Below are 21,278 nucleotides of genomic sequence, written 5' to 3'. Positions count from 1 at the left end.
CTCATTCCTCGAATGCACAGGGCTGGCCAAGGCCACTCCCGGGATCTGCAGGTGGCCACCGGGGGCGGCGCCAGCGCCCTCCCCGGTGACCGCCGACTCAGGCCTGCCACCAGCGCTCGATCAGCCGCAGGCCGTCGAGTTCGCCATAGGGCGCAGTGACGCCGCCATGGCTCACCCGGTTCGAGCGGGCCGCCACGGAGCTGGCGAACAACGGCACGATGGCGCCGCCATCATCGCGGCACAGGCCCTGCATTTCGTTGTACATCTCGCGCCGCAACGGGTCGTTCATCTCGCCCCGGGCCGCGTTGAGCAACTGGTTGAAGCGCGGGTTGTCCCAGCGGGTTTCGTTCCACGCCGCGCCCTTGGCATAACCGATGCTGAACATGCGGTCGGCGGTCAGGCTGCTGTACCAGAAGGAGGTGGTGAAGGGCTGCTTCATCCACACGTTGGAGAAGAAGCCGTCGGCCGGTTCGCGCACCACTTCGATGTCGATCCCGGCCTGGCGCGCCTGCTCCTTGAACAGCACCGAAGCGTCCACCGCGCCGGTGTAGGCGGCATCGGAGGCCTGCAGGCGCACCTTGAGCGAGTCGACTCCGGCCTGGCGCAAGTGGAAGCGCGCCTTGTCCGGGTCGTAGCCGCGCTGCTCCAGGGCACTGTTGATGAAGCGGCTACCGGGCTGGATCGGGTGGTCGTTGCCCACCAGGCCGTAGCCATGCAGCACCGCGGCCAGCAGCGCTTCGCGATCGATCGCGTACTTCATCGCCAGGCGGATGTCGTTGTTCTGGAACGGCTGGCTGTCGCAGAGCATCGGGAAGGTGTAGTGCTGGGCGCCCTTGGTTTCCTCGATCACCAGCTTGGGGTTGCGCTTGAGCAGGCCCACGGTCTTCAGGTCGACCTTGTTGATCACATCCACCTGCCCGGTGACCAGAGCGTTGACACGGGCCGTGCCGTCGCTGATGGCCAGCAGCTCGGCAGCGGCGAAATGCGCCCGCCCGGCTTTCCAGTAGTCGGGGCTGCGCTCGAGCTGCATGCGCACCCCGGGTTCGAAGGAGCTCAGGCGGTAGCCACCGGTGCCCACCCCGGAACGCCAGTCGGCGAGCCCATCCTTGGCCGGCATGATCACCAGGTGATAGTCGGCCACCACATAGGCGAAGTCGGCGTTGCCCGAATGCAGCTCGAACAGCACCGTGTCGCTGCCTTGGGCGCTGACCTTGGCCACATCGCCGAGCACGGTCTTGGCCGCCGAGGTGGACTGCTCGCCCAGGTGGTGCTGGATCGACGCCACCACGTCCTCGGCGGTCAGCGACTTGCCGTTGTGGAAGGTCACCCCGGGACGCAGCGTGAAGGTCCAGGTCCGCGCATCGGCACTCGACTCCCACTGCTGCGCCAGCTCGGGGATCGCCGTGCCGTCCACGGCAATCTCGCTCAGGGTGTTGTACACCGCCGAGAAGCCGACAAAGGTGAAGGTGTCGCTCCAGGAGCCAGGGTCCAGGGAATCGGTGGTGCTGCCCCCCGCCAGGCCCAGGCGCAGCACGCCGCCAGCCTTGGGCTGCGGTTCTGCGGCCCGGGCACCGAGCGGCAGGCCGAGGGCCAGGGCCCCCGCTACCGCCACGGCACTGGCGCTGTATCTGAGGAAGTCCCGGCGCGGCAGGCATACTTCATGGATCGCTTGAGGAATCTTGTTGTTGTTATCGCTCATGGCATTGCCCCTGATCAAAGCAGAGAAAATGTTTCGACTGGATGCTGCTGTTGTTATTTGTATTTGTTACCGTAACAAATACATTAACCTCGGCACAACGGAAAAATTCTGCTGCTGAACACGCTTGTCCAAGGCTGTCATACTCGTTTTTTCAAAGGGACTTACGGACACTCATGAGCCAGTCGACCCGCCTGATCACCGCCTCCTACATCCTCTCCTTCGTCGCCGCCAACGCGCCGCAGAAGCTGCGCACCGAGACCATCGCCAAGTGGGTCAAGACCCACCCGACGCGGGTCCGCAACCTGGTGTCGCAGATGGTCAAGGCCAACATCCTGACCTCCTGGCGCGGCCCCAGGGGCGGCCTGACCCTGGCCCGCCCGGCCAGCGAGATCACCCTGCGCGACGTCTACGATGCGGTGCAGGAAAGCTCGCTGATCGCGGAAAAGATCGACAACCCGTTTTCCGGCATGGAAGACCACTGCAAGGTGTTCGAGGTGTTCACCCGCCTGTTCAGCCTGCTGGAAAGCAACATGCGCCTGGACCTGGCCAGCATCACCGTCGACCAGCTGTTCGTGGCCTTCGACCCGCCCCTGGAAAGCGCCGGGGAACAGCCACCGCCCGGCAACCGCCCGGCAACGGCCAAGGCCAAGACTTCCCGGGCCTGAGCCGCCGAACACGGCGGTACGCCATCGCGCCACGGCTAGCGGCGCCCTCTTCACTCCAGCCCTGCACCAGCGGCGCCCTACCCACCGCCAGCGGTTTGCCTAGGCCATCAGTTGCCCCGCACAACGGGCAATGCGCCGGCAGGCTTCGCGCAGGGCCTCGGGCTCCAGCACCAGGCCCAGGCGGATATGCCCGGCAGCGCTGGGGCCAAAGGCCTCGCCGGCCAGCACCGAGACCCCGTGGTCGTCCAGCAGGCGCTCGGAAAACGCCTGGGCACTGAGCCCGGTGGCGCGGATATCGACCATCACGAACATCCCGCCATCGGGCTTCAGGGGCCGCGCCCCGGGACAGTCCGCCAGGCAATCGCAGACCAGGTCCCGGCGCTGGCGATAGGCCTCGGCCATGGCTTGCAACTGCGGCAGGGGCTGTTCCAGGGCGACGATGGCCGCGTCCTGGATAAACTCCGGCAAGCCGTAGAGCATGCACAGCGCCAGGTTCTCCAGGTGCGCTGTCAGGGCCGTGGGCGCCACCACCCAGCCCAGGCGCCAGCCGGTCATGGCGTGGGACTTGGACAGGCTGTTGAGGGTCGCGGTGCGCTCGGCCATCCCCGGCAGGCTGGCCGGGCTGACATGCTCGCCCTCGTACAGCAGCTCGCTGTAGACCTCATCGCAGATCAGCCACAGGTCGTGTTCGATGCACAGCGCCGCCAGGGCTTCCCAGGTGGCCCGGGGAATGCTCGCGCCGGTGGGGTTGTGCGGGCTGTTGAGCACCAGGGCCCGGGTCTTGCCGGTGATACGCGCGGCCACCGCCTCGGGCTGCACCCGAAAGCCATCCTCAGCCCGCACCGGCAGCGGCACCACCTGGGCATTGCAGGCGCCGAACACCGCTTCGTAAGTGACGTACATCGGCTCGGCCACTATCACTTCGTCCCCCGGGTCCAGCAGGCACTGGGCCACGCTGTACAGGGCGCACTGGGCACCGGCCAGCACCACCACCTGCTCGGCATCCACCACCTGGCCGCTGCGCTGCTGGTGGCGCCGGGCAATGGCTTCGCGCAAGGCGCGCTTGCCGCGCACATCGGCGTAATGGGTGTGGCCGGCCTGCAGACTGTCGATGGCCGCCTGGACCACTGGCTGCGGGGTGTCGAAATCCGGGTCGCCCACCGACAGCAGCCAGACGTCCTCGCCGCGCTCGCGCTTGGCCAGGGCCCGGTAATGAATGTCCCAGGCGGCGGCGCCGTCTCCGGCAATACGTTGGGTCAGTTGAGAAAAGCGCATGCACAAACTCCAGGAAAAAAGGGATGTTCAGCGCGCGCAGGCGTGCTTGAGTTCGATCAGGGTCACGCCATCGCGGGCAAAGCCGCTGCGCAATGCCTGCTGCAACTCATCGAGGCTGGCGGGCTGGCTGACGCTGCAACCAAAGGCCCGGGCCAGGGCGGCAAAATCCGGATTGCGCGGCAGCACGCCAATGGGCTCGATGTTCAGGTCGAGCATGTCGTCGCGGATCTGCCCCAGGGCATCGTTGTTCCACAACAGCACCACCAGCGGGCTGCGCAGTTCCTCCACCGCCGTGGCCAGTTCCTGCAGCGTGTAGAGAAAACCGCCGTCGCCCACCAGCACCAGCCCTGGGCGCTCGGGGGCACCGAGCTTGGCGCCAATGCCCGCCGGCAAGCCGTAGCCGAGGGTGCCGTAGCCGGTGGGATGCAGCCAGCTGCGGGGGGCCCGGCTCGGGTACAGGTAGTTGCCGCTGTAGGCCAGCTGGGTCATGTCGCTGGCGATAAAGCCGTGCTCCGGCAGCTCGGCGGCAATGCGCTGCAGGATCGAACGGTGAATCTGCTGCAACGGCCCCTGCCCGTTCTGCAGCGCCTGGCGCAGATCGGCCACCGCGTGAATCGCCGCCCCGGCTTCGGCCGGTGTGTGTGGCAAGGCCTGGAGCAAGGCGTCCAGGGTGGCCTGGGCATCGCCGTGCAAGGCCAGGGTGCAGGGGTAGAAGTCATTGAACTTGCGCGGGTCGATGTCCAGCCGCAGCAGCTCGCCGTTCAGCGGCAGGCGCTCGCGCCAGTAGTCGGTGTCGGCCATCTCGGTGCCCACCGCCAGCACCACATCGGCCTGACTGATCAGCTGCCAGCCGGGCTCCACGCACAAGGTTGCCCCGGCGTTGAGCGGCGCCTCGTCCGGCAGCAGGCCCTTGCCGGCGACACTGCTGAAGAACACTGCCCCCAGGCGGGTGCTCAGGGCCCGCAGTTGTTCGGCGGCGTGCAAGGCGCCACCGCCGGCGATGATCATCGGCCGCTTGGCCTTGCGCAGTGTGTCCGCCGCCTGGCGGATATCCGCCGCCGCGGCCGGGCCACGCCCGGGGCGGCGCACCACCTCGCCGGTCCAGTCCCGGGCCACCTTGGCCGCCAGCACATCCAGGGGCACGCTGATGTGCACCGGCCGCGGGCGCTGGCTGTCGAACACGGCAAAGGCCCTGGCGATCAGCTCCGGCAGGTCTTCCGGGCTCAGGGCCAGGGCCGAGAAGGCGGTAATCGGCGCGGTGATGGCGCGCTGGTCCTGGGTTTCATGCAGCGAGCCCCAGCCCTTGCCCAGGCTGGCGCTGTGGTTGACGCTGGAAATCACCAGCAGCGGAATCGAGTCGGCATAGGCCTGGCCAATCGGCGTGGCGACGTTGGTCACCCCCGGGCCGCTGATGACGAAACACACCCCGGGCTTGCCACTGACCCGGGCGTAACCGTCGGCCATGAAGCCCGCGCCCTGCTCGTGCCGGGTCAGCACATGGCGAATGCCGCTGCCGGGCAGCCCGCGATACAGCTCCAGGGTATGCACCCCGGGAATGCCGAACACCGTCTCCACGCCGTAGCCGGCCAGCAGGCGTACCAGGGCCTGGCCACCGGTCAAGGTCTGATCGTGCATGTCTCTCTCCTCAAGCCTGGCCAAGGCGAATCAACGCATCGACCGCGACGGTGCCCTGGGCACCGACCAACAATGGGTTCACATCCAGTTCCAGCAGGTGCCCGGCGTGTTCGCAGGCGTAGGCAGCCACTGCGCCGATGGCCGCCACCAGGGCCTGCAGATCGGCCTCGGGGCGTCCGCGAAAGCCTTGCAGCAAGGTAGCGCTGCGCAGGCTGAGCAAGGCCTGGCGGATCGCCCCCTCGGTGGTCGGCAGCAGCAGGCTGCGGCTGTCCTTGAGCAGTTCCACCAGCACCCCGCCGGCGCCGATCACCAGGGCCAGGCCGAAGTCGCTCTCGCGCTTGATGCCGACAATCAGCTCCGCCAGGGGCGGCGCGGCCATGGGCTCCAGCAGGACCTGATCGAAGGCCACACCTGGCGCACGCTCGGCAATCCGCGTGCGCATCAGGCGCAACGCAGCGCTCAGGGCTTCAGGGTCCTTGAGGTTGAGGGCCACCGCCCCGGCCTCGGTCTTGTGCGGCAACTGCGCGCTGACCGCCTTGAGTACCAGCGGATAACCGACAGCGGCCGCTGCGCTCAGGGCCTGCTCGGGGGTGCTCAGCACCCCGTCCGGGATGCTCAGGCCGAAGCTGCGCAAGGCCTGCTTGGACTGCCACTCGTCCAGCACCACGCCGGTGCCATCCAGGGTTGCCGGACACAATGGCAGCAGGGCCGACTCCCCCAGGGCCAGCAACGCCGGGCGCTGCTGTTGATAGGTCACGATCCGGCCCCAGGCCGCGAGACCATCCTCTACCCCTTGCAAGGCCGGAATGCCATGGCCGTGCAAACGCTCCCGAGCACTGGCCGGCAGCAGCTCGGGAAAGGCCGAGGTCACGAAACCGCGCTTGCCGTGGCGCTGCAACGCGGCGCAGAACAGCTCCAGCAGCAGGTCGCATTCCTTGCGCTCGCCGGTGAACTCGGCCGGGTAATCCAGCACCAGCATGGCGCTGTCAGCCTCGGTACGCAGGGCGGTGTCGAGCATGCTGTGCAGGGCCGTGGCGTCGCCCCAGATCGCGGTGGTGAAATCCAGCGGGTTCACCAAGTTGGCGTAGCCCGGCAGCACCGCGGCCAGCTCGGCGCATTGCCCGGCATCCAGCTTGGGCAACTGCAGGCCGTTGCGCTCGGCGTAGTCGGCGATCAGCCCGGCATCGCCCCCGGAACAGGCCAGGGCCATCAGCTGTGGGCCGGCCGGCAACTGGCCGCAAGAGGCGGCCTTCAAGGTCTCGACAAAACTCACCGGGCCGCTGACGCGGATCACCCCCAGGCGCTGGAACAGCGCGTCGTACAGCGCGTCCGATCCCGACAGCGAACTGGTGTGACTCAAGGCCAGCTCGGCGCCGATCTGCGACACCCCGGTCTTCAGGGCGATGATCGGAATGCCCTTCTCCAGGGCCTTGTGCGCCGCCCGGGCAAAGCCCGGCACGTTCTTCAGGCCTTCCAGGTGCAGGCCGATGGCGGTGACCCGCGGCTCGTCCAGCAGCACGTCCATCAATTCGGTAATGCCCAGTTGCGCCTGATTGCCCACCGAGGCCATGTAGGCCACCGGCAGCGAACGATCGCTCATGGACAGGTTGTAGGCGAAGTTGCCGCTCTGGGTCAGCACCGCCACGCCCCGTTCCACCGGTTTGCCGCCATGGGCCACCGGCCACAACGCGGCGCTGTGCAGGTAATCCAGCAGGCCGTAGCAGTTGGGCCCCAGCAGGGCCATGGCGCCGGCGGCCTGCAGCAGCTGCTGTTGCAGGGCCTGGCCCTGGGCGCCGGTTTCGGCAAAGCCCGAGGCGTAGCAGATCGCCCCGCCGGCGCCCTTGGCCGCCAGCGCCGCGACGCAGGTCAGGGTCAGCTCGCGGTTGGTGGCGACGAACACCGCATCCGGGCCGCAAGGCAGTTGTTCGATGCTGGCCACGCAGGGCACACCATCGAGCTCGGCATGCTGCGGGTTGACCAGCCACATCGGCCCGGCAAAACCGCCTTCGGCGCAGCGCTTGAGGGCCCGGGCCATGCTGCGCCCGCCGACGAAGGCCAGGTGCCGCGGGGCCAGCAGGCGCTTGAGATTGTCACGCAGAGTCTGGGACATGACGGCAATTCTCCAGGGCGCTCAGCGCATCAGCGGCCGCAGCAGTTCACGGGAAATGATGTGGCGCTGGATCTCCGACGTGCCTTCCCAGATCCGTTCGATCCGCGCGTTGCGCCAGATGCGCTCCACCGGCCCTTCGTCCATCAGGCCCATGCCGCCGTAGATCTGCACCGCCTCGTCGGCGACCCGGCCCAGCACTTCACTGGCAAACAGCTTGGCCATGCCGGCCTCGCCATCGGTCATGCTGCCCTGGTCCATCTTCCAGGCGGTGTGCAGGGTCAGCAGCTCGGCGGCGCGGATCTGCGTGGCCATGTCCGCCAGCTTGAACGACACCCCCTGGTAGCTGCCGATGGCCTGGCCGAACTGCTTGCGGTCGGCGGCCCATTGCAAGGAAGCATCCAGGGCGCGCTGGGCCTGCCCCACGCAGTTGGCGGCGACCATCACCCGCCCGGCGGTGAGCCAGGCATTGGCCACTTCCCAGCCCTTGCCCACCTCCCCCAGCACCTTGCTGGCCGGCACCCGGCAGTCGTCGAAGAACATCTCGAAGGTGTGGTAGCCACGGTTGCTCACGCACTTGGGGCCACGGCGGATGGTCAGGCCCGGGGTGTCGCGGTCCACCAGGAACGAGGTCACCGCGTTGCGCTGGCGACCGTTGTGTTCATAGGTGCCGGTGACCGCGAAGACAATGGCGAAATCCGCGTGACCAGCGTGGCTGATGAAGTGCTTGCTGCCGTTGAGCACGAAGTCGCCGCCATCGCGCACGGCGCGGGTCTTGATCGCATTGGCATCGGAGCCGGCGCCGGGTTCAGTGAGGGCGAAGCAGTCGACCTTGCGCCCCTGCACGCAGGGCAGCAGGTAGTCGCCGATCTGCGAACCGGTGCAGGCCATGAGGATTTTCGACGGCCGGGCAACGAACACATGCAGGGCCCAGGAACACTTGGCCAATTCGCGCTCGATCAGCGCCTGGGACAGGTAATCCAGGCCGCCACCGCCCACCTCCTCCGGCATGTTGAAGGCATAGAAGCCGGCGGCGATGGCCTTGCTGCGGATTTCCCCGGCGAGGTCGGCACTGACCTCGTCGGCGCGGTCCACCGCCTCCTCGTGGGGCAGCAACTCCTTGCTGACAAAACTGCGAACCGCATCCACCAGCATTTCTTGTTCTTGGCTGAGTTGGAAATTCATGGCGCTACCTGTGAGTGATTAACGGTGCAATAAACGAGTGATCTGCCAGGGCTCCCTGCCACCAAACACCTTCCCGTAGGAGCCAGCTTGCTGGCGAAGGGGCCCTTGACTAAGGCGCTGTTCTTGCGGGCGCCTTCGCCGGCAAGCCGGCTCCTACAAAATGGGTGCATGGCCCAGGGACCCTTTCGCCGGCAAGCGGAACGCCGCCTGGCCGCTCCTACAGTCCGGTGAAATTTGGGGGACGTTTTTCGCTGACAGCGCGCAGGGCTTCGGCGCCGTCGGCGCTGCGCCCGCACAGCAGGCCCGCGGCCAGTTCAGCGGCCAGTTGCTGCGCCAGGCTGCGCTCGGCGCCCTGGCGTATCAGCTTCTTGGTCTGGGCAAAGGCGAAGGTCGGGCCCTGGGCCAGGCGCGCAGCCAGTTCGCTGACGCTGCCGATCAACTGTTCATCGGCGCACACCTCGCCGACCAACCCGGCGGCCAGGGCCCGTTCGGCGCTCCACAACTCATCGAGAAACAGCAGGCGCTTGGCCTGTTCGCTGCCGATCAAGCGCGGCAGATGCCAACTGGCCCCGGCGTCCGGCGAGTAGGCCATGCTGGTGTAGCCGGCCTTGAACCGTGCCGACTGCCCCGCCACCCGCAGGTCGCAGCACAGGCTCAGGTCCATGCCGGCGCCCACGGCGGTGCCGTTGATGGCGGCGATGGTAGGTTTGTCCAGGCTGTGCAGTCGGGTCATCAGGGCATGGGCGGTTTCGGTCCAACCGTAGCTTTCCAGGGCGCCGCGGGCTTCGGCTTCGGCCCATTCCGCCAGGTCGGCCCCGGCGCAGAAACTGCGGCCAGTGCCGGTCAGCACCAACACCCGCACCGCCGGATCGCTGTTGCAGCGTTCCAGCAGAGCGTGCAGCTCCTTGAGGGTGGGAATGTCCAGGGCGTTGCGTTGCTCGGGACGGTTGAGGGTGATCCAGGCTACGCCGGCTTCGATCCGGCTGAGCAGCGACGATGAAAGGGTCATGAGCGTCCTCGAATTATTGTGGTTGGCGTGAGGGGGTGACTTGAGGGCCATACTAAACGAGTGTTCAACAAGGCGGCAATTGCTTGCCCGAGAGCCTGGCTGCAGCCGAAAAAACGACCTATCTCATTGTTTTTGTTTGGAAAAAATTAGCACCACGAGGATGGTGGCGAGGTTGCTGTTACAACTTCGAACAACCCTCGACAAAGGCATACGGCGCAGAGCCTTTGTGGCGAGGGGGCTTGCACCTGTTCGGGTATTGCGGCCGAGCTGATCCCTGCGTGATACGGGGATCTGCACGGACTATCTGCCTGCTTGTAGGAGCTGGCTTGCCAGCGAAGGCGTCCATCCAGGCGATACAAGACTCAAGGGCCTCTTCGCCGGCAAGCCGGCTCCTACGGGGAACGGCAGGGTCTGTCTGACTGCTGTAGGAGCTGGCTTGCCAGCGAAGGCGTCCACCCAGGCGATGCAAGACTCAAGGGCCTCTTCGCCGGCAAGCCGGCTCCTACGGGGAGCCGCACGGTCTATCTGACGGCTGTAGGAGCTGGCTTGCCAGCGAAGGCGTCCACCCAGGCGATGCAGGACTCAAGGGCCTCTTCGCCGGCAAGCCGGCTCCTACAACGCTGCGGCGGGTTGCAGTTGGCGTTTGCGCTGCATCAGGTAGTAGGCGCCATAGCACAGGGCGATAAAGCCCGAGCCCCAGTACAGCGACGGGCGCTGGGCTGCGTCCAGGGCCAGGAACACGAACAGCGAGCTGCACAGGACGATGCACAGCAGCGGCACCAGAGGGAACCAGGGCGCGCGGTACTTGAGCTGCTGCAGTTGTCCGCCTTCGCGCAGGAACTGGCGGCGGAAGCGGTACTGGGCCAGGGCAATCACGATCCAGGTCACGGTACCAGCCATGCCGCTGACCGCCATCAGCACCATGAACAGGGTGTCGGCGGCAACCACGCTGGTGAGCAGGGAGATCAGGGCAAAGCACAGGGTAATGGCCAGGGCTCGCAGTGGCACTCCTTGTTTGCTCAGGGGCGACAGGGCCTTGGGCGCCATGCCGCTCTTGGACATGGCCCAGAGGATGCGCGTGGAGGCATACAGCCCGGAGTTGCCCACCGAGAGGATCGCTGTGAGGATCACGAAGTTCATCAGGTCGGCAGCGTAGGGAATCCCCACCATGTCGAACACCTGGACGAAGGGGCTTTCCACCAGCCCGGCCTGCTGCCAGGGAATGATCGCCGCCAGCACCATCACCGCCAGCACGTAGAAGATCAGCACGCGAAACACCACGTTGCGCACGGCGCGGGGAATGCTTTTTTCCGGCTGGTCGGTCTCGCCCGCCGCCACGCCCATGATCTCGCAGCCCTGGAAGGCGTAGACCACGGTCATCATCACCGCGAACACCGCCGACAGGCCGTTGGGGAACAGCGAGTCGCCCTTGAGGTTGTCGAACATCGGCGCCGGGGCGCCGCCGGGCAGGTCGATGACGCCAAAGATCACCAGCGCACCGACCACGATGAAGCTCAGGATCGCCAGCACCTTGACCCCGGCGAACCAGTACTCGGCCTCGCCAAAGGCCCGGGTGGCCAGGGCGTTGATGCCGAACAGCAAGGCCACGAAAAACGCCGACCAGTACCAGATCGGCACCCCGGGAAACCAGCGCTGCATCAGCATGCCCGCAGCGGTGAACTCCAGGCCCACAGTGGTGGCCCAGCTCATCCAGTAGACCCAGCCGATCATGAAGCCGGTGGCCGGGCCGATGTACTTGGTGGCGTGGGCCTGGAACGAGCCGGACACCGGCATCTGCACCGACAGCTCGCCGAGGCAGACCATCACCAGGTACATCAGGAACCCGGCCACCAGGTAGGAGAGGATCGCGCCCCAGGGCCCGCCCTGGTTGATGGTGACCCCGGAGCCCATGAACAGCCCGGTGCCGATCACGCCCCCCAGGGACAGCATGAAAATGTGCCGGCTCTTCAAGGCCCGGGGCAGTTGAATGCCTTTACGTTCGGTGGTGGTCATGGCGCACCTCAACAGTCGGTGAGGCGCGCAAGGCGCAGCGAGGGGAACGTCGGAAAGGCGCAAGCGGCTTGCAGGCAGTTCATTATTATTATCTCCAGTAAGCGTCGAAGACCGCGGCAAGCGCGGCTTCATCGATTATTGGAAAGCCATGTAAGTTCGGGTTGAAGCAAAAGATCGAAGATGTAAAAAGTCGTAAGGAATTTGTACGTCAAGGCGCCAGCAAGCGCGCCAGCATGGCCCGGGACTGCTGCCAGGTGGCCGTCAGGCCCAGGGCCTGGGACGCCAGCAAGGGCCGGTCGCTGGCAATCGCTGCGTCCTCCAGGGCGCGCAGCACCCGGGCCAGGGCGCAAAAGCCCAGGGAGTCGGCACTGCCCGCCAGGCGGTGGGCCTGGTGCTGGATGGCGGTGCAATCCTCGGCGGCCAGGGCTTCGATCAACGGCGGGTATTGCTGGTCCAGGGTCTCGCCCAGGACCTTGAGCAGCCCCTGCAATTTGTTGTCCCCGAGCAGGGTGCGGTGGGTGTCCAGCAGCCCGATGTCGACGACCCCATCCTCGCTCGCCGTCAACCGGGGCCCAACCTGCCCGGCCAGGACCTGGCGCAGGTGGTCCAACTGCAGCGGCTTGCCGAGGATGCCCTGCATTCCGGCCTGCAAGTAATCACGAACCAGGGACGGCTGGACGCTGGCGGTCAGGGCAAACACCCGGGCCTGGCGATTGGGCCCCGGGCGCCGCCGCAGTTCCTGGCACAGTTGCACTCCGCTGATGCCGGGCAGGTGCACGTCCAGCAGCAGCAAGTCGAAGGCCTGCTGCTGACACAGGGCCAGCGCCGCCTCCCCATCCTCCGCCAGCCAGACCTGATGGCCCTCGCGCTCCAGCAGCCCGCTGGCCACTTCGCGATTGAGCGCCACGTCCTCCACCACCAGAATCTTCAGCCCTCGGGCCGGCCCGTGTATCCGAGGTGCTTCCTGCGCCACCGAGCTGATGCCCAGGGACAGTTCGAACCAGAAGCAACTGCCCTGCCCCAGCTCGCTGTCGACGCCAATGCTGCCGTCCAGTTGCTGCACCAGGTGCTTGCAGATCGCCAAACCCAGGCCAGTGCCACCATAGCGCCGGGCCACTTGATCGCTGGCCTGGACGAAACGCTCGAAGATCTTCTCGCGCATCGACGCGGCGATGCCGATGCCGTTGTCGCGCACACAGCAGCGCAGGTGCTGGAGCGGCCCACGGCCCTCCAGCAATTGCACCTCGACCCGCACCCAGCCGTCCTCGGTAAAACGAATGGCATTGGCCAGCAGGTTGCTCAGGACCTGGCGCAGGTACTGTTCGGCGCCCTGCTGCCGGGGCGCCAGGCATGGATCGACCCGCAGTTCCAGGCGGGTGCCATTGGCTTGGGCCCGGGGCTCCAGCAGGGTGATGACCTCGTCCAGCAACTGGCGCAGGGAAAAGTCCCGCACCTCCGGGCGGCTCTCGCCCTCCTCCAGGCGCGCAAACGACAGCAGCTCGTTGAGGATCGCCAGCAGGCCTTCCCCGGCCTGGTGCAAGGCCTGTAAACGGCGCTGGTCGCGAGCGTCCAACGGTGCCCCGCGCAGCAACTCGGCCATACCCAGGATGCCGTTCAACGGCGTGCGCAGTTCGTGGCTCATGGTCGCCAGAAAACGCGACTTGGCGAGGTTGGCCGCCTCGGCCTCTTCCTTGGCGTGCTCCAGGCTCGCGGTGCGCCGCTGGACCCGCCGTTGCAACTCGTCGCGCTTGTCCTGCAACGCCAGCCGGTCGCTCTCGCGGTGCTGGATATCGGCCAGGATCGCCCCGCGCATCTCGTCCAGGGCCCGGGCCACGGTGTCGATCTCATCGCCTTCCGGCGTCTGCCGTTTGTCCAGGTGCAACGGCTCGTGCAATTCACCGCTGGCCACCCGCCGGGCAAAGTCGGCCATGACCTGCAGGTGCCGGGTCACCAGGCGGTGGAACAGGCCAGACAAGGCCACCGCCAGCCCGCAGAGAAATACGCTCATCCACAGCAGGCTGGCCAGCCCGGTGGCGTACAGGCGTCGGTACACCGCCCCCAGGTCGGTACTGACCTGCAGCTCACCCAGCTCCCGCAGCGGCCCCGAGGGCGGCTGGTAGCTGAGGGGAAAGCGCTCCACCCGCAGCGGCCCGATCAGCTCGCTGCTGCCTTGCTGCAGGTCGAAATCAGGGCTCACCAGGTGCACCCGGGCCACGTCGGAAAAATCCACCAGCCCCTGCAACTGCACGGTCAGCTGTTCCTGGTTGAGGTCCCACAGGTTGCGCTCCAGGCTGCCCAGGTAGCCGGCGCGGATCAGCTCCATGCGGCTGTCGATCTCGCGCATTTCCCGACGGTATTCGAAGTACAGCTGCACCGCGCTGGCCAGCACCGTGAAGCACAGGCTGAACAGTAGGATGAACAGCAGCAGGCGCCGCAGCAGGCCGCCGGGACGGGGACGGATCATGGCGCCGCCCGGGTCGATTGCAGCATGGCCCGGTAGTCGGCCTGGCTCTGATCCAGCCAGCGCTGAATCGCTCCGCTGTCCACCTGACGCTGCAATTGGGCGTCGATCTGCACCATGTGCGCCGCCAGGGGCGAGTGCCGCGACACCGCCAGGCGCAGGTAGTCGACGCTCAGCGCCTGGGGCAAGGCGACGATGTCCTCGGCACCGGGCAATTGTTCGATGAACAGTTGCCCGGTGCGGCGTTCATGGGGGATGAAGTCGATGCGCTGGCGGATCAGCTTGCCGAAGTTCTGCTGGCTGCTGGAGACCCATTCGATATTGCCGTGCTGCACCACTTCACGGTCGAACTGCTGGCCGTAGCTTTCCCCAAACAGCAGGCCGCCGCGGTAGGCGGTCAGGTCCTGGAGCGTTTCAAAGTGCGGCGCATGGCGACGGTTGACGAACAGCGCCACCTCTTCACGCAGCACCGGCACCCGGGAAAACACCAGGTCCTGTTGGCGCTGGCTGGTGCTGTAGGCCAGCACCACGTCCACCCGGCCGGCCGCCGCGTCCAGCAGGCAGCGCTTCCAGTTGCCCAGCACCACCACCTGCACCTGGTAGCCCAGGTCCCCCAGCACCTGGCGCACCAGGTTCGGCGCCAGGCCGCGCACCTGCTGGCCATCGCTCCAGGAAATCGGCGGGTACACCGGGTAGTCGCAATAGCGCAGCAGCGGCCGCGCATCCGGCCGGGATTCAAGCATGGGCTGGGCCCAGGCGGCGCCCGCCAGCAGCATCAAGCACAGCCCCCAGGCGCAGCGCCGCAATTCAGGCGGCCACGCTGGCGGTGAACAGGTAACCGGCACCGTGAATGGTGATGATCAGCTCCGGCTCGGCCGGGTCGTCGTGCAGCTTGCGCCGCAGACGGCCCACCAGCACGTCGATGGAGCGGTCGCTGGGCACCCATTCGCGGTTGCGGATCTGGTCCATCAACTGGTCGCGGCTCAGGGTGTGGCCGCTGTTGCGCAGGAACACGCTGAGCAGCTGGTATTCGCCGTGGGTCAGCAGGGTCTCGCTGCCCCGGGGGTCGATCAGCCGACGGCGGTCGGTGTCCAGGGCCCAGTCGGCGAACTGCTTGACCGGGCTCGGGCTCGCGGCCATGGGTTGCGGCAGGCGGGCATGGCGCACTCGGCGCACCAGGTTCTTGGCCCGGGACACCAGCTCGCGGGGGTTGAGGGGCTTGATCACGTAGTCGTCGGCGCCGCATTCCAGGCCGACGATGCGGTCGATGTCATCGTTGCGCCCGGTGATCAGGATGATCCCCACCTCCGAGCGCACCCGCAGCTCGCGGGTCAGGGTCAGGCCGTCCTTGCCCGGCAGGCGGATATCGAGCATCAGCAGGTCCACCGTGTGCTGGTCGAGAAAGGCTTCCGCCTGTTCCGCGGTGGCAGCGCAGTGCACCTCGTAGCCTTCCTGAGAGAGATAAGCGTGGAGCAGTTCGCGAATCAGCGGATCGTCGTCGACGATCAATACCCGAGGAGTCATCGCCTGTGTTCCTGATTATTTTTATTAGAAAGATCACCTACAGCGCAGCAGCCTAGCCATTACTGAACAACCGATCAACAGCCCTGCGTCGGGGGGATAAAACCGCGCCCGGAGCTGGCCAGCAGGCCCTCGACCCAGGCCTCGCAGATCTGCACGCCCTGCTGCGGGCTGAAGGTTCCGGGGTTGAGCCCGGATTCCAGCCACAGGCCGTCGAGCAAGGCGCTGAGGCTGATGGCCGCCAAGTCGGCGTCGAAGCCTGTCCAGCCCTGAATGCCGGCCAACTGGCCCAGCAGGCTGGCCAGCTCATTGCGGTATTCACCGTAGGAATGCTCGTGGGCCAGGTTGATCGCCTCGGCGGTCTTCACCGCGCCCCAGAACGCCAGCCAGGCATCCAGCAGCCGCGGGTCCAGCAGTTCGGCGCAGAACGAGGCGCGAAAGAACGCCGACAGCCGCTGCCGGGGATCAGGTGCGGCCTGCTCCATGGCCTCGCGCAGCAGGGTCATGACCCGCCCGGTGATCGCGCGATAGGCCTCGGCCACCAGCTCGTCCTTGCCGGAATAGTGATGGCTGATCAGCCCCACCGAGACCCCGGCCGCGGCGGAAATCTTGCGGATCGACGCACCCTGGAAACCGTGGAGCTTGAGGCAGGTCAGGGTCGCCTCGATCAGCTCGGCCTTGCGCAAGTCGGGTTCCAGACGGGAAAAGCGCGCTTCCTGGCTCATGGGGCGGGTTCCTTGGACGGTGGCGGGAATGTGCAGCTGAACGACTGTACAACAGGCGTCCCGCGAGCATCCAGCCCCGCCTTCAGGCCGTCCCCCTTCAGGCCCGATAGTCGGGGGCGATGCGTTCCAGCAACCGCAACAACGCCGCCCAGGCCAGTTGCATGGCATCCGGGTCATTCAGCTCGCCTTCCTGCAGCGGCCGCCCCGGGTCGTTGAACTGACGCTCGGTGTGGGCGCAGACCGCGTCCGGCGGCAGGACGATCTCCCCCGCCGCCTGGGCCGCCAGCTGGATTTCGCAGGCCTTCTCCAGGTAGTACATGCGCAAAAACGCCTGGCTCACGGTTTCGCCCACGGTGAGCAAGCCATGGTTGCGCAGCATCAGCACGCTCTTGTCCCCCAGGTCGGCCACCAGCCGTTGCTGCTCGCCCAGGTCCAGGGCCACGCCTTCGTAGTCGTGGTAGGCCACGCGGCCATAAAACTCCATGGAGATCTGGTTCACCGGCAGCAAGCCGCATTTGAGCGCCGCCACCGCGCAACCGGCCTTGGTGTGGGTGTGCAGCACGCACTGGGCGTCTTCCCGGGCGCCATGAATGGCGCTGTGGATCACGAAGCCCGCTGGGTTCACCGGGTACGGCGACGGCTCCACGGCCTGGCCATTGAGGTCGATCTTCACCAGGTTGGAAGCGGTGATTTCCTCGAACATCAGGCCGTAGGGGTTGATCAGGAAGTGATGCTCGGGCCCAGGCAGGCGCACCGAGATATGGGTGAAGATCAGGTCGGTCATGCGAAAGTGCGCGATCAGGCGGTAGCAGGCCGCCAGTTCTTCGCGCAGGCGCTGTTCGGTGCTGCTGCGCTCGGTCAGGGCGTGGGGGCTGGGAGCGATGTTGTTCATTATTGGAGTCCTCCAGGCGGTTGGGCTGGCAAACAATAGGGCCGGACATCGTTGGACGTCCAGCCCGTTGGGGCTACTTGCTGGCCCAGGCGTTGAAGCGCTCTTCCAGTTCCTCGCCATGATCGACCCAGAACTCCACGTTCATCGCCAACGCACCCTTGAGGTTCTGTTCCGAGGTCGGCACCCACTGCGCCAGGGCCGGGTCGAGCTTGGCCGCGGCCAGGGTGTTGGTCGGGCCATAGGGGATCTGCTGCACGTAGTTGACCTGGGCTTCTGGAGTGTTGGCAAAGGCGATGAAGCGCTTGGCCTGGTCGACGTGTTTCGAGCCCTTGATGATCGCCCAGTAGTCCATGCCGTACAGGCTGCCGGGCCAGACCACCGCCAACGGTGCGCCAGCCTGGGCGGCCACGGCGATGCGGCCGCTGTAGGTCGAGGTCATCACCACATCACCGGCGGCCAGCCACTGCCCCGGCTGAGCCCCGGCTTCCCACCACTGGATGTACGGCTTGAGCTCGGTCAGCTTGGCGAAGGCCCGCTCCACCCCTTGCGGCGTGGCCAGGACCTTGTACACGTCCTCGACCTTGACCCCGTCGGCCATCAGCGCGAATTCCAGGTTGTACACCGCGCGCTTGCGCAGGCCGCGCTTGCCGGGGAACTGCTTGACGTCCCAGAAATCCGCCCAGGACGCGGGCGCCTTGGCCAGCTTGTTGCGGTCGTAGGCAATGGCCACGCTCCACACCAGCACCGCCGAGCCACAGGGCTGGGCAGCGTCGGGAATCAGCTGCTCGGCACGGCCCAGGGCCTTCCAGTCCAGGGGCTCGTACATGCCCTCCTCGCAGCCGCGCATCAGGTCCGGGCCTTCGATCTGCACCACGTCCCAGTCGACATTGCCGGTGTCGACCATGACCTTGATCCGGGCCATTTCGCCGTTGTATTCGCTCTGGATCAGCTTGCTGCCATCGGCCTTGCTGAAGGGTTGGAACAACGCCACGTCCTGGGCTTTTTGTCCGGCTCCGCCGTACGCCACGACCACCATGTCGGGGGCTGCCTGGGCAGTGCCCTGGCCCAGGGAAAAACCCAGGGCCAGGCTCAGGGCCAGGAAGGAACAACCGTGCTTGCGGGTGAGCGCTTTCATCTGTGAATCCTCTTCGCGGTGCCGCACCGGCAGGCGCCGGCACAGCCCTTTTTTATTGTTGTGAGGTTGGCCCCGGGAGCGGGCGCAGATCGAAGCTACTGCAAGCACCAGTAAAAAAACAAGTTGATTTTTTACTACAGGTAAATTTTGATAGCGACATAATAACAACGCCGAGGCCCTGCCCCCTGCCCTCGGCCCGCCTGGAGCCACCGCAATGACCAGCGCCTTCCCGCACCTGTTCCAACCCCTAGAGATCCGTGGCAAACGCCTGAAGAACCGCATCATGTCCAGCGGCCACGACACCTCGATGCCCACCGACAACCTGGTCAACGAACAGCTGATTGCCTATCACCGGGCCCGGGCCGAAGGCGGCGTCGGCCTGATCGTGCTGCAGGTGGCCGGGGTTCACGACAGTGCGCGCTACACCAGCCACGTGCTGATGGCCACCGACGACGCCTGCATCGACGGCTACCGGCGCCTGGCGGAAACCTGCCACGCCCACGGCACCGTGGTGCTGTCGCAGATCTTCCACCCGGGGCGGGAAATCATGGAGTCCGCCGACGGCCTGCTGGCGGTGGCCTACGCCCCTTCGGCGGTGCCCAACGAACGCTTCCGGGTCATGCCCCGGGCCCTGGACCAGGAGATGATCGACGAGATCATCCAGGGCTACGCCGACGCCGCCCGGCGCCTGCACCAGGCCGGACTGGACGGCGTGGAACTGGTGGCCAGCCACGGCTACCTGCCGGCGCAGTTCATCAACCCGCGGGTCAACCGCCGCAGCGATGGCTACAACGGCGAGCTGGAACAGCGCCTGCGCTTTATCCGGGAAATCCTCGGCGCCATGCGCGCCAGCACCGATCAGGACTTCATCATCGGCCTGCGGATTTCCGCCGATGAACGCGACCCCGAAGGCCTCACCGAAGACGAATCCCTGGCCGCCGTACAACTGCTGCAAGGGCAACTGGACTACGTGCACATCGTCGCCGGCACCTCGGCCTCCCTCGGCGGCGCGGTGCACATCGTGCCGCCCATGGCGGTGGAAGCGGCTTATCTCGCCCGGGAAGCCGGCACCTTCAAGGCCGGGCTGTCGATCCCGCTGTTCGTCACCGGGCGCATCAACCAGCCCCAGGAAGCCGAGGCGATCATCGCCAAGGGCCAGGCCGATGTGTGCGGCATGACCCGCGCGCTGATCTGCGACCCGCAGATGCCCAACAAGAGCGACCGCGGCCACGCCGAAGACGTACGCGCCTGCATCGCCTGCAACCAGGCGTGCATCGGCCACTTCCACAAGGGCCTGCCGATCTCCTGCATCCAGCACCCGGAAACCGGCCGCGAACTGCTCTACGGCCAGCCCAAGCCCAGCGCCCGCGGCAAACGCATCCTGGTGGTGGGCGGCGGCCCGGCCGGGATGAAAGCCGCTGCGGTGGCTGCGCAACGGGGCCACCGCGTCACCCTCTACGAAGCCAGCGCGCAACTGGGCGGCCAGATCCAACTGGCGCAACTACTGCCCCGGCGCAGCGAATTCGGCGGCGCCAGCACCAACCTGCAACGGGAAATGCAACTGGCCGGCGTGGAAGTGCTGCGCAACACCCGGGTCGACCGCGCCCTGATCGAGCGCGAAAACCCCGACCACGTGATCATCGCCACCGGCGCCCAGCCTTACTGGCCGAACTTCGAACGCGGCGGCGAGCTGCAAGTGGTGGACGCCTGGCAAGTACTGCGGGACGAAGTGCAACTGGGCCGCAGCGTGGTAGTGGCCGACTGGCGCTGCGACTGGATCGGCCCCGGCATCGCCGAACGCCTGGTACGCGCCGGGCACCAAGTGCAACTGGCGGTCAACGGCACCCACTGCGGCGAAAGTCTGCCGCTGTACGTGCGCGACCAACTGGCCGGCGAACTGCACAAACTGGCGATCCCGATCATCCCCTACGCCCGCCTCTACGGCTGCGACGACAGCACCGTGTACCTGCAACACACCGCCAGCGGCGAACCCATGCTCCTGGAAAACGTCGACAGCCTGGTGCTGTGCCAAGGCCACCAATCGGTGGACGACCTCGGCCAACAGCTCAAAGGCCTGGTGCCCTTCCAGCGCATCGGCGACTGCCTGGCACCGCGCACCGTGGAAGAAGCCATCCACGAAGGCTTGAAAGTCGCCTGGGCGCTTTGAGGCTGCTTTATACTCCAGGGCTTTTGCAGGACGGGTGCCCGGATGCGCCCGTTCACCTGGTCCGGAGCCCGCCATGAATCCCAGCAGCAAGACGCCGCCCGCGAGCCGCCCTCCCGCACCGGAGCCCGGCAGCGACAACCAAGCCCCTGGCGGCCCACAGTTTCTTGGCACCCGCATCCGCGGCCTGCGCAAACGCCGCGGCTTGACCCTGAGCGAACTGGCCCAGCAGAGCGAACTCACCGCCGGCTACATCAGCCAACTGGAACGCAACCTCGCCTACCCCTCCATCCCCGCCCTGTTCAATATCGCCCGCAGCCTGGGCGTGACCATCCAATGGTTCTTCGCCAGCGAAACCCAGACCGCACCCGAAGACCAAGGCTATGTGGTACGCAAGAAACAGCGGCTGCAGGTGAATTATGAGAACGGGATTGTTGATCAGCTGTTGACCCCACAGCCGACCCGGCAGCTCGAGTTTTTGCACTCGCGCTTTCCGCCGGGGACGTACAGCAAGGAGAGTTATAGCCATGAGGGCGAGGAAGCCGGGTATGTGCTGTCGGGGCGCTTTGAGCTGTGGGTGGGCGAGCGGTATTTTCAGTTGAGTGAGGGGGATAGCTTTAGTTTTTCCAGCCAGGAACCGCATAAGTATGGGAATCCTGGGGAGGAGGATGCGGTGGTGTTGTGGGTGATTACGCCGCCGACGTTTTGAGGGTTGGGGTAAAAGCTACTTTCGACCTCGCAGACTGGAGGTCTGTCTCTACTAGATATTAGGATCGAGTAGTCAATATCTGA

The 21,278-nt window shown here is 66.4% G+C and carries 16 protein-coding genes; 3 read left to right on the top strand and 13 right to left on the bottom strand.

Annotation, left to right across the window (positions count from 1 at the left end; genetic code table 11):
- Nucleotides 1–97: 97 nt before the first annotated feature.
- Nucleotides 98–1,699 carry an ABC transporter substrate-binding protein gene (locus tag U873_RS0110785; RefSeq protein WP_025128266.1) on the bottom strand — a complete coding sequence of 534 codons (1,602 nt, stop codon included), beginning with the start codon at nt 1,697–1,699 and terminating at the stop codon, nt 98–100.
- 173 nt (nt 1,700–1,872) lie between these two features.
- Here U873_RS0110785 and U873_RS0110780 point away from each other — a divergent pair, with 173 nt between their 5' ends.
- Nucleotides 1,873–2,364 (top strand): Rrf2 family transcriptional regulator, encoded by a 492-nt coding sequence (locus U873_RS0110780; RefSeq protein ID WP_025128265.1) that lies wholly within the window; start codon nt 1,873–1,875, stop codon nt 2,362–2,364.
- A 99-nt stretch (nt 2,365–2,463) separates the two neighbouring features.
- On the opposite strand, the gene U873_RS0110775 is transcribed toward U873_RS0110780, so the two are convergent.
- The 12 genes from U873_RS0110775 to U873_RS0110720 all read right to left on the bottom strand — a co-directional run bounded on the left by U873_RS0110775 (nt 2,464) and on the right by U873_RS0110720 (nt 18,322).
- Nucleotides 2,464–3,639, bottom strand: coding sequence for a pyridoxal phosphate-dependent aminotransferase (locus tag U873_RS0110775; RefSeq protein WP_025128264.1), 1,176 nt, complete (start codon nt 3,637–3,639; stop codon nt 2,464–2,466).
- Nucleotides 3,640–3,666: 27 nt separating this feature from the next.
- The gene (locus U873_RS0110770; protein ID WP_025128263.1) at nt 3,667–5,274 is read right to left on the bottom strand and encodes a 5-guanidino-2-oxopentanoate decarboxylase; all 1,608 of its coding nucleotides are present in this window, start codon (nt 5,272–5,274) and stop codon (nt 3,667–3,669) included.
- 10 nt (nt 5,275–5,284) lie between these two features.
- Complete coding sequence (locus tag U873_RS0110765) at nt 5,285–7,384, bottom strand: acetate--CoA ligase family protein (RefSeq protein ID WP_025128262.1); 2,100 nt, start codon at nt 7,382–7,384, stop codon at nt 5,285–5,287.
- Between the two features lie 21 nt (nt 7,385–7,405).
- On the bottom strand, nt 7,406–8,566 hold the full coding sequence (locus U873_RS0110760) for an acyl-CoA dehydrogenase family protein (RefSeq protein ID WP_011061007.1): 1,161 nt from the start codon (nt 8,564–8,566) through the stop codon (nt 7,406–7,408).
- A gap of 217 nt (nt 8,567–8,783) precedes the next feature.
- The gene (locus U873_RS0110755; protein ID WP_025128261.1) at nt 8,784–9,575 is read right to left on the bottom strand and encodes an enoyl-CoA hydratase/isomerase family protein; all 792 of its coding nucleotides are present in this window, start codon (nt 9,573–9,575) and stop codon (nt 8,784–8,786) included.
- Between the two features lie 612 nt (nt 9,576–10,187).
- Nucleotides 10,188–11,588: an amino acid permease gene (locus U873_RS0110750; protein WP_025128260.1), complete on the bottom strand. Its 1,401-nt coding sequence runs from the start codon at nt 11,586–11,588 to the stop codon at nt 10,188–10,190.
- A 208-nt stretch (nt 11,589–11,796) separates the two neighbouring features.
- On the bottom strand, nt 11,797–14,052 hold the full coding sequence (locus U873_RS0110745) for a hybrid sensor histidine kinase/response regulator (RefSeq protein ID WP_025128259.1): 2,256 nt from the start codon (nt 14,050–14,052) through the stop codon (nt 11,797–11,799).
- A complete protein-coding gene (locus U873_RS0110740) occupies nt 14,049–14,825 on the bottom strand; it encodes a transporter substrate-binding domain-containing protein (RefSeq protein WP_051586070.1) in 777 nt (258 codons plus the stop codon). Before U873_RS0110740 ends, U873_RS0110745 begins: the two co-directional genes overlap by 4 nt.
- 31 nt (nt 14,826–14,856) lie before the next feature.
- Nucleotides 14,857–15,573, bottom strand: coding sequence for a response regulator (locus tag U873_RS0110735; RefSeq protein ID WP_025128257.1), 717 nt, complete (start codon nt 15,571–15,573; stop codon nt 14,857–14,859).
- 74 nt (nt 15,574–15,647) lie between these two features.
- The gene (locus tag U873_RS0110730; RefSeq protein ID WP_025128256.1) at nt 15,648–16,295 is read right to left on the bottom strand and encodes a TetR family transcriptional regulator C-terminal domain-containing protein; all 648 of its coding nucleotides are present in this window, start codon (nt 16,293–16,295) and stop codon (nt 15,648–15,650) included.
- A gap of 97 nt (nt 16,296–16,392) precedes the next feature.
- Nucleotides 16,393–17,187, bottom strand: a complete 795-nt coding sequence (locus U873_RS0110725) for a class II aldolase/adducin family protein (protein ID WP_025128255.1) — start codon at nt 17,185–17,187, stop codon at nt 16,393–16,395.
- 73 nt (nt 17,188–17,260) lie between these two features.
- Nucleotides 17,261–18,322 (bottom strand): ABC transporter substrate-binding protein, encoded by a 1,062-nt coding sequence (locus tag U873_RS0110720; protein WP_025128254.1) that lies wholly within the window; start codon nt 18,320–18,322, stop codon nt 17,261–17,263.
- 214 nt (nt 18,323–18,536) lie between these two features.
- On the opposite strand from U873_RS0110720, the gene U873_RS0110715 reads away from it, so the two are divergent.
- Both U873_RS0110715 and U873_RS0110710 read left to right on the top strand, forming a co-directional pair.
- On the top strand, nt 18,537–20,489 hold the full coding sequence (locus U873_RS0110715; RefSeq protein WP_025128253.1) for an FAD-dependent oxidoreductase: 1,953 nt from the start codon (nt 18,537–18,539) through the stop codon (nt 20,487–20,489).
- Nucleotides 20,490–20,562: 73 nt separating this feature from the next.
- Nucleotides 20,563–21,195 (top strand): cupin domain-containing protein, encoded by a 633-nt coding sequence (locus U873_RS0110710; protein WP_025128252.1) that lies wholly within the window; start codon nt 20,563–20,565, stop codon nt 21,193–21,195.
- The last annotated feature ends 83 nt before the right edge of the window (nt 21,196–21,278 follow it).

Source organism: Pseudomonas sp. PH1b (genome assembly GCF_000633395.1).
GTDB lineage: Bacteria > Pseudomonadota > Gammaproteobacteria > Pseudomonadales > Pseudomonadaceae > Aquipseudomonas.
The sequence above is the reverse complement of the archived record's forward strand: the minus strand, read 5'-3'. Positions and strand labels throughout refer to the sequence as shown.

Bases quoted from the DNA above. Each gene is read 5' to 3' on its own strand.
- U873_RS0110785 (WP_025128266.1), bottom strand. From the start codon at position 1,699: ATGAGCGATAACAACAACAAGATTCCTCAAGCGATCCATGAAGTATGC.
- U873_RS0110780 (WP_025128265.1), top strand. From the start codon at position 1,873: ATGAGCCAGTCGACCCGCCTGATCACCGCCTCCTACATCCTCTCCTTC.
- U873_RS0110775 (WP_025128264.1), bottom strand. From the start codon at position 3,639: ATGCGCTTTTCTCAACTGACCCAACGTATTGCCGGAGACGGCGCCGCC.
- U873_RS0110770 (WP_025128263.1), bottom strand. From the start codon at position 5,274: ATGCACGATCAGACCTTGACCGGTGGCCAGGCCCTGGTACGCCTGCTG.
- U873_RS0110765 (WP_025128262.1), bottom strand. From the start codon at position 7,384: ATGTCCCAGACTCTGCGTGACAATCTCAAGCGCCTGCTGGCCCCGCGG.
- U873_RS0110760 (WP_011061007.1), bottom strand. From the start codon at position 8,566: ATGAATTTCCAACTCAGCCAAGAACAAGAAATGCTGGTGGATGCGGTT.
- U873_RS0110755 (WP_025128261.1), bottom strand. From the start codon at position 9,575: ATGACCCTTTCATCGTCGCTGCTCAGCCGGATCGAAGCCGGCGTAGCC.
- U873_RS0110750 (WP_025128260.1), bottom strand. From the start codon at position 11,588: ATGACCACCACCGAACGTAAAGGCATTCAACTGCCCCGGGCCTTGAAG.
- U873_RS0110745 (WP_025128259.1), bottom strand. From the start codon at position 14,052: ATGATCCGTCCCCGTCCCGGCGGCCTGCTGCGGCGCCTGCTGCTGTTC.
- U873_RS0110740 (WP_051586070.1), bottom strand. From the start codon at position 14,825: ATGCTGCTGGCGGGCGCCGCCTGGGCCCAGCCCATGCTTGAATCCCGG.
- U873_RS0110735 (WP_025128257.1), bottom strand. From the start codon at position 15,573: ATGACTCCTCGGGTATTGATCGTCGACGACGATCCGCTGATTCGCGAA.
- U873_RS0110730 (WP_025128256.1), bottom strand. From the start codon at position 16,295: ATGAGCCAGGAAGCGCGCTTTTCCCGTCTGGAACCCGACTTGCGCAAG.
- U873_RS0110725 (WP_025128255.1), bottom strand. From the start codon at position 17,187: ATGAACAACATCGCTCCCAGCCCCCACGCCCTGACCGAGCGCAGCAGC.
- U873_RS0110720 (WP_025128254.1), bottom strand. From the start codon at position 18,322: ATGAAAGCGCTCACCCGCAAGCACGGTTGTTCCTTCCTGGCCCTGAGC.
- U873_RS0110715 (WP_025128253.1), top strand. From the start codon at position 18,537: ATGACCAGCGCCTTCCCGCACCTGTTCCAACCCCTAGAGATCCGTGGC.
- U873_RS0110710 (WP_025128252.1), top strand. From the start codon at position 20,563: ATGAATCCCAGCAGCAAGACGCCGCCCGCGAGCCGCCCTCCCGCACCG.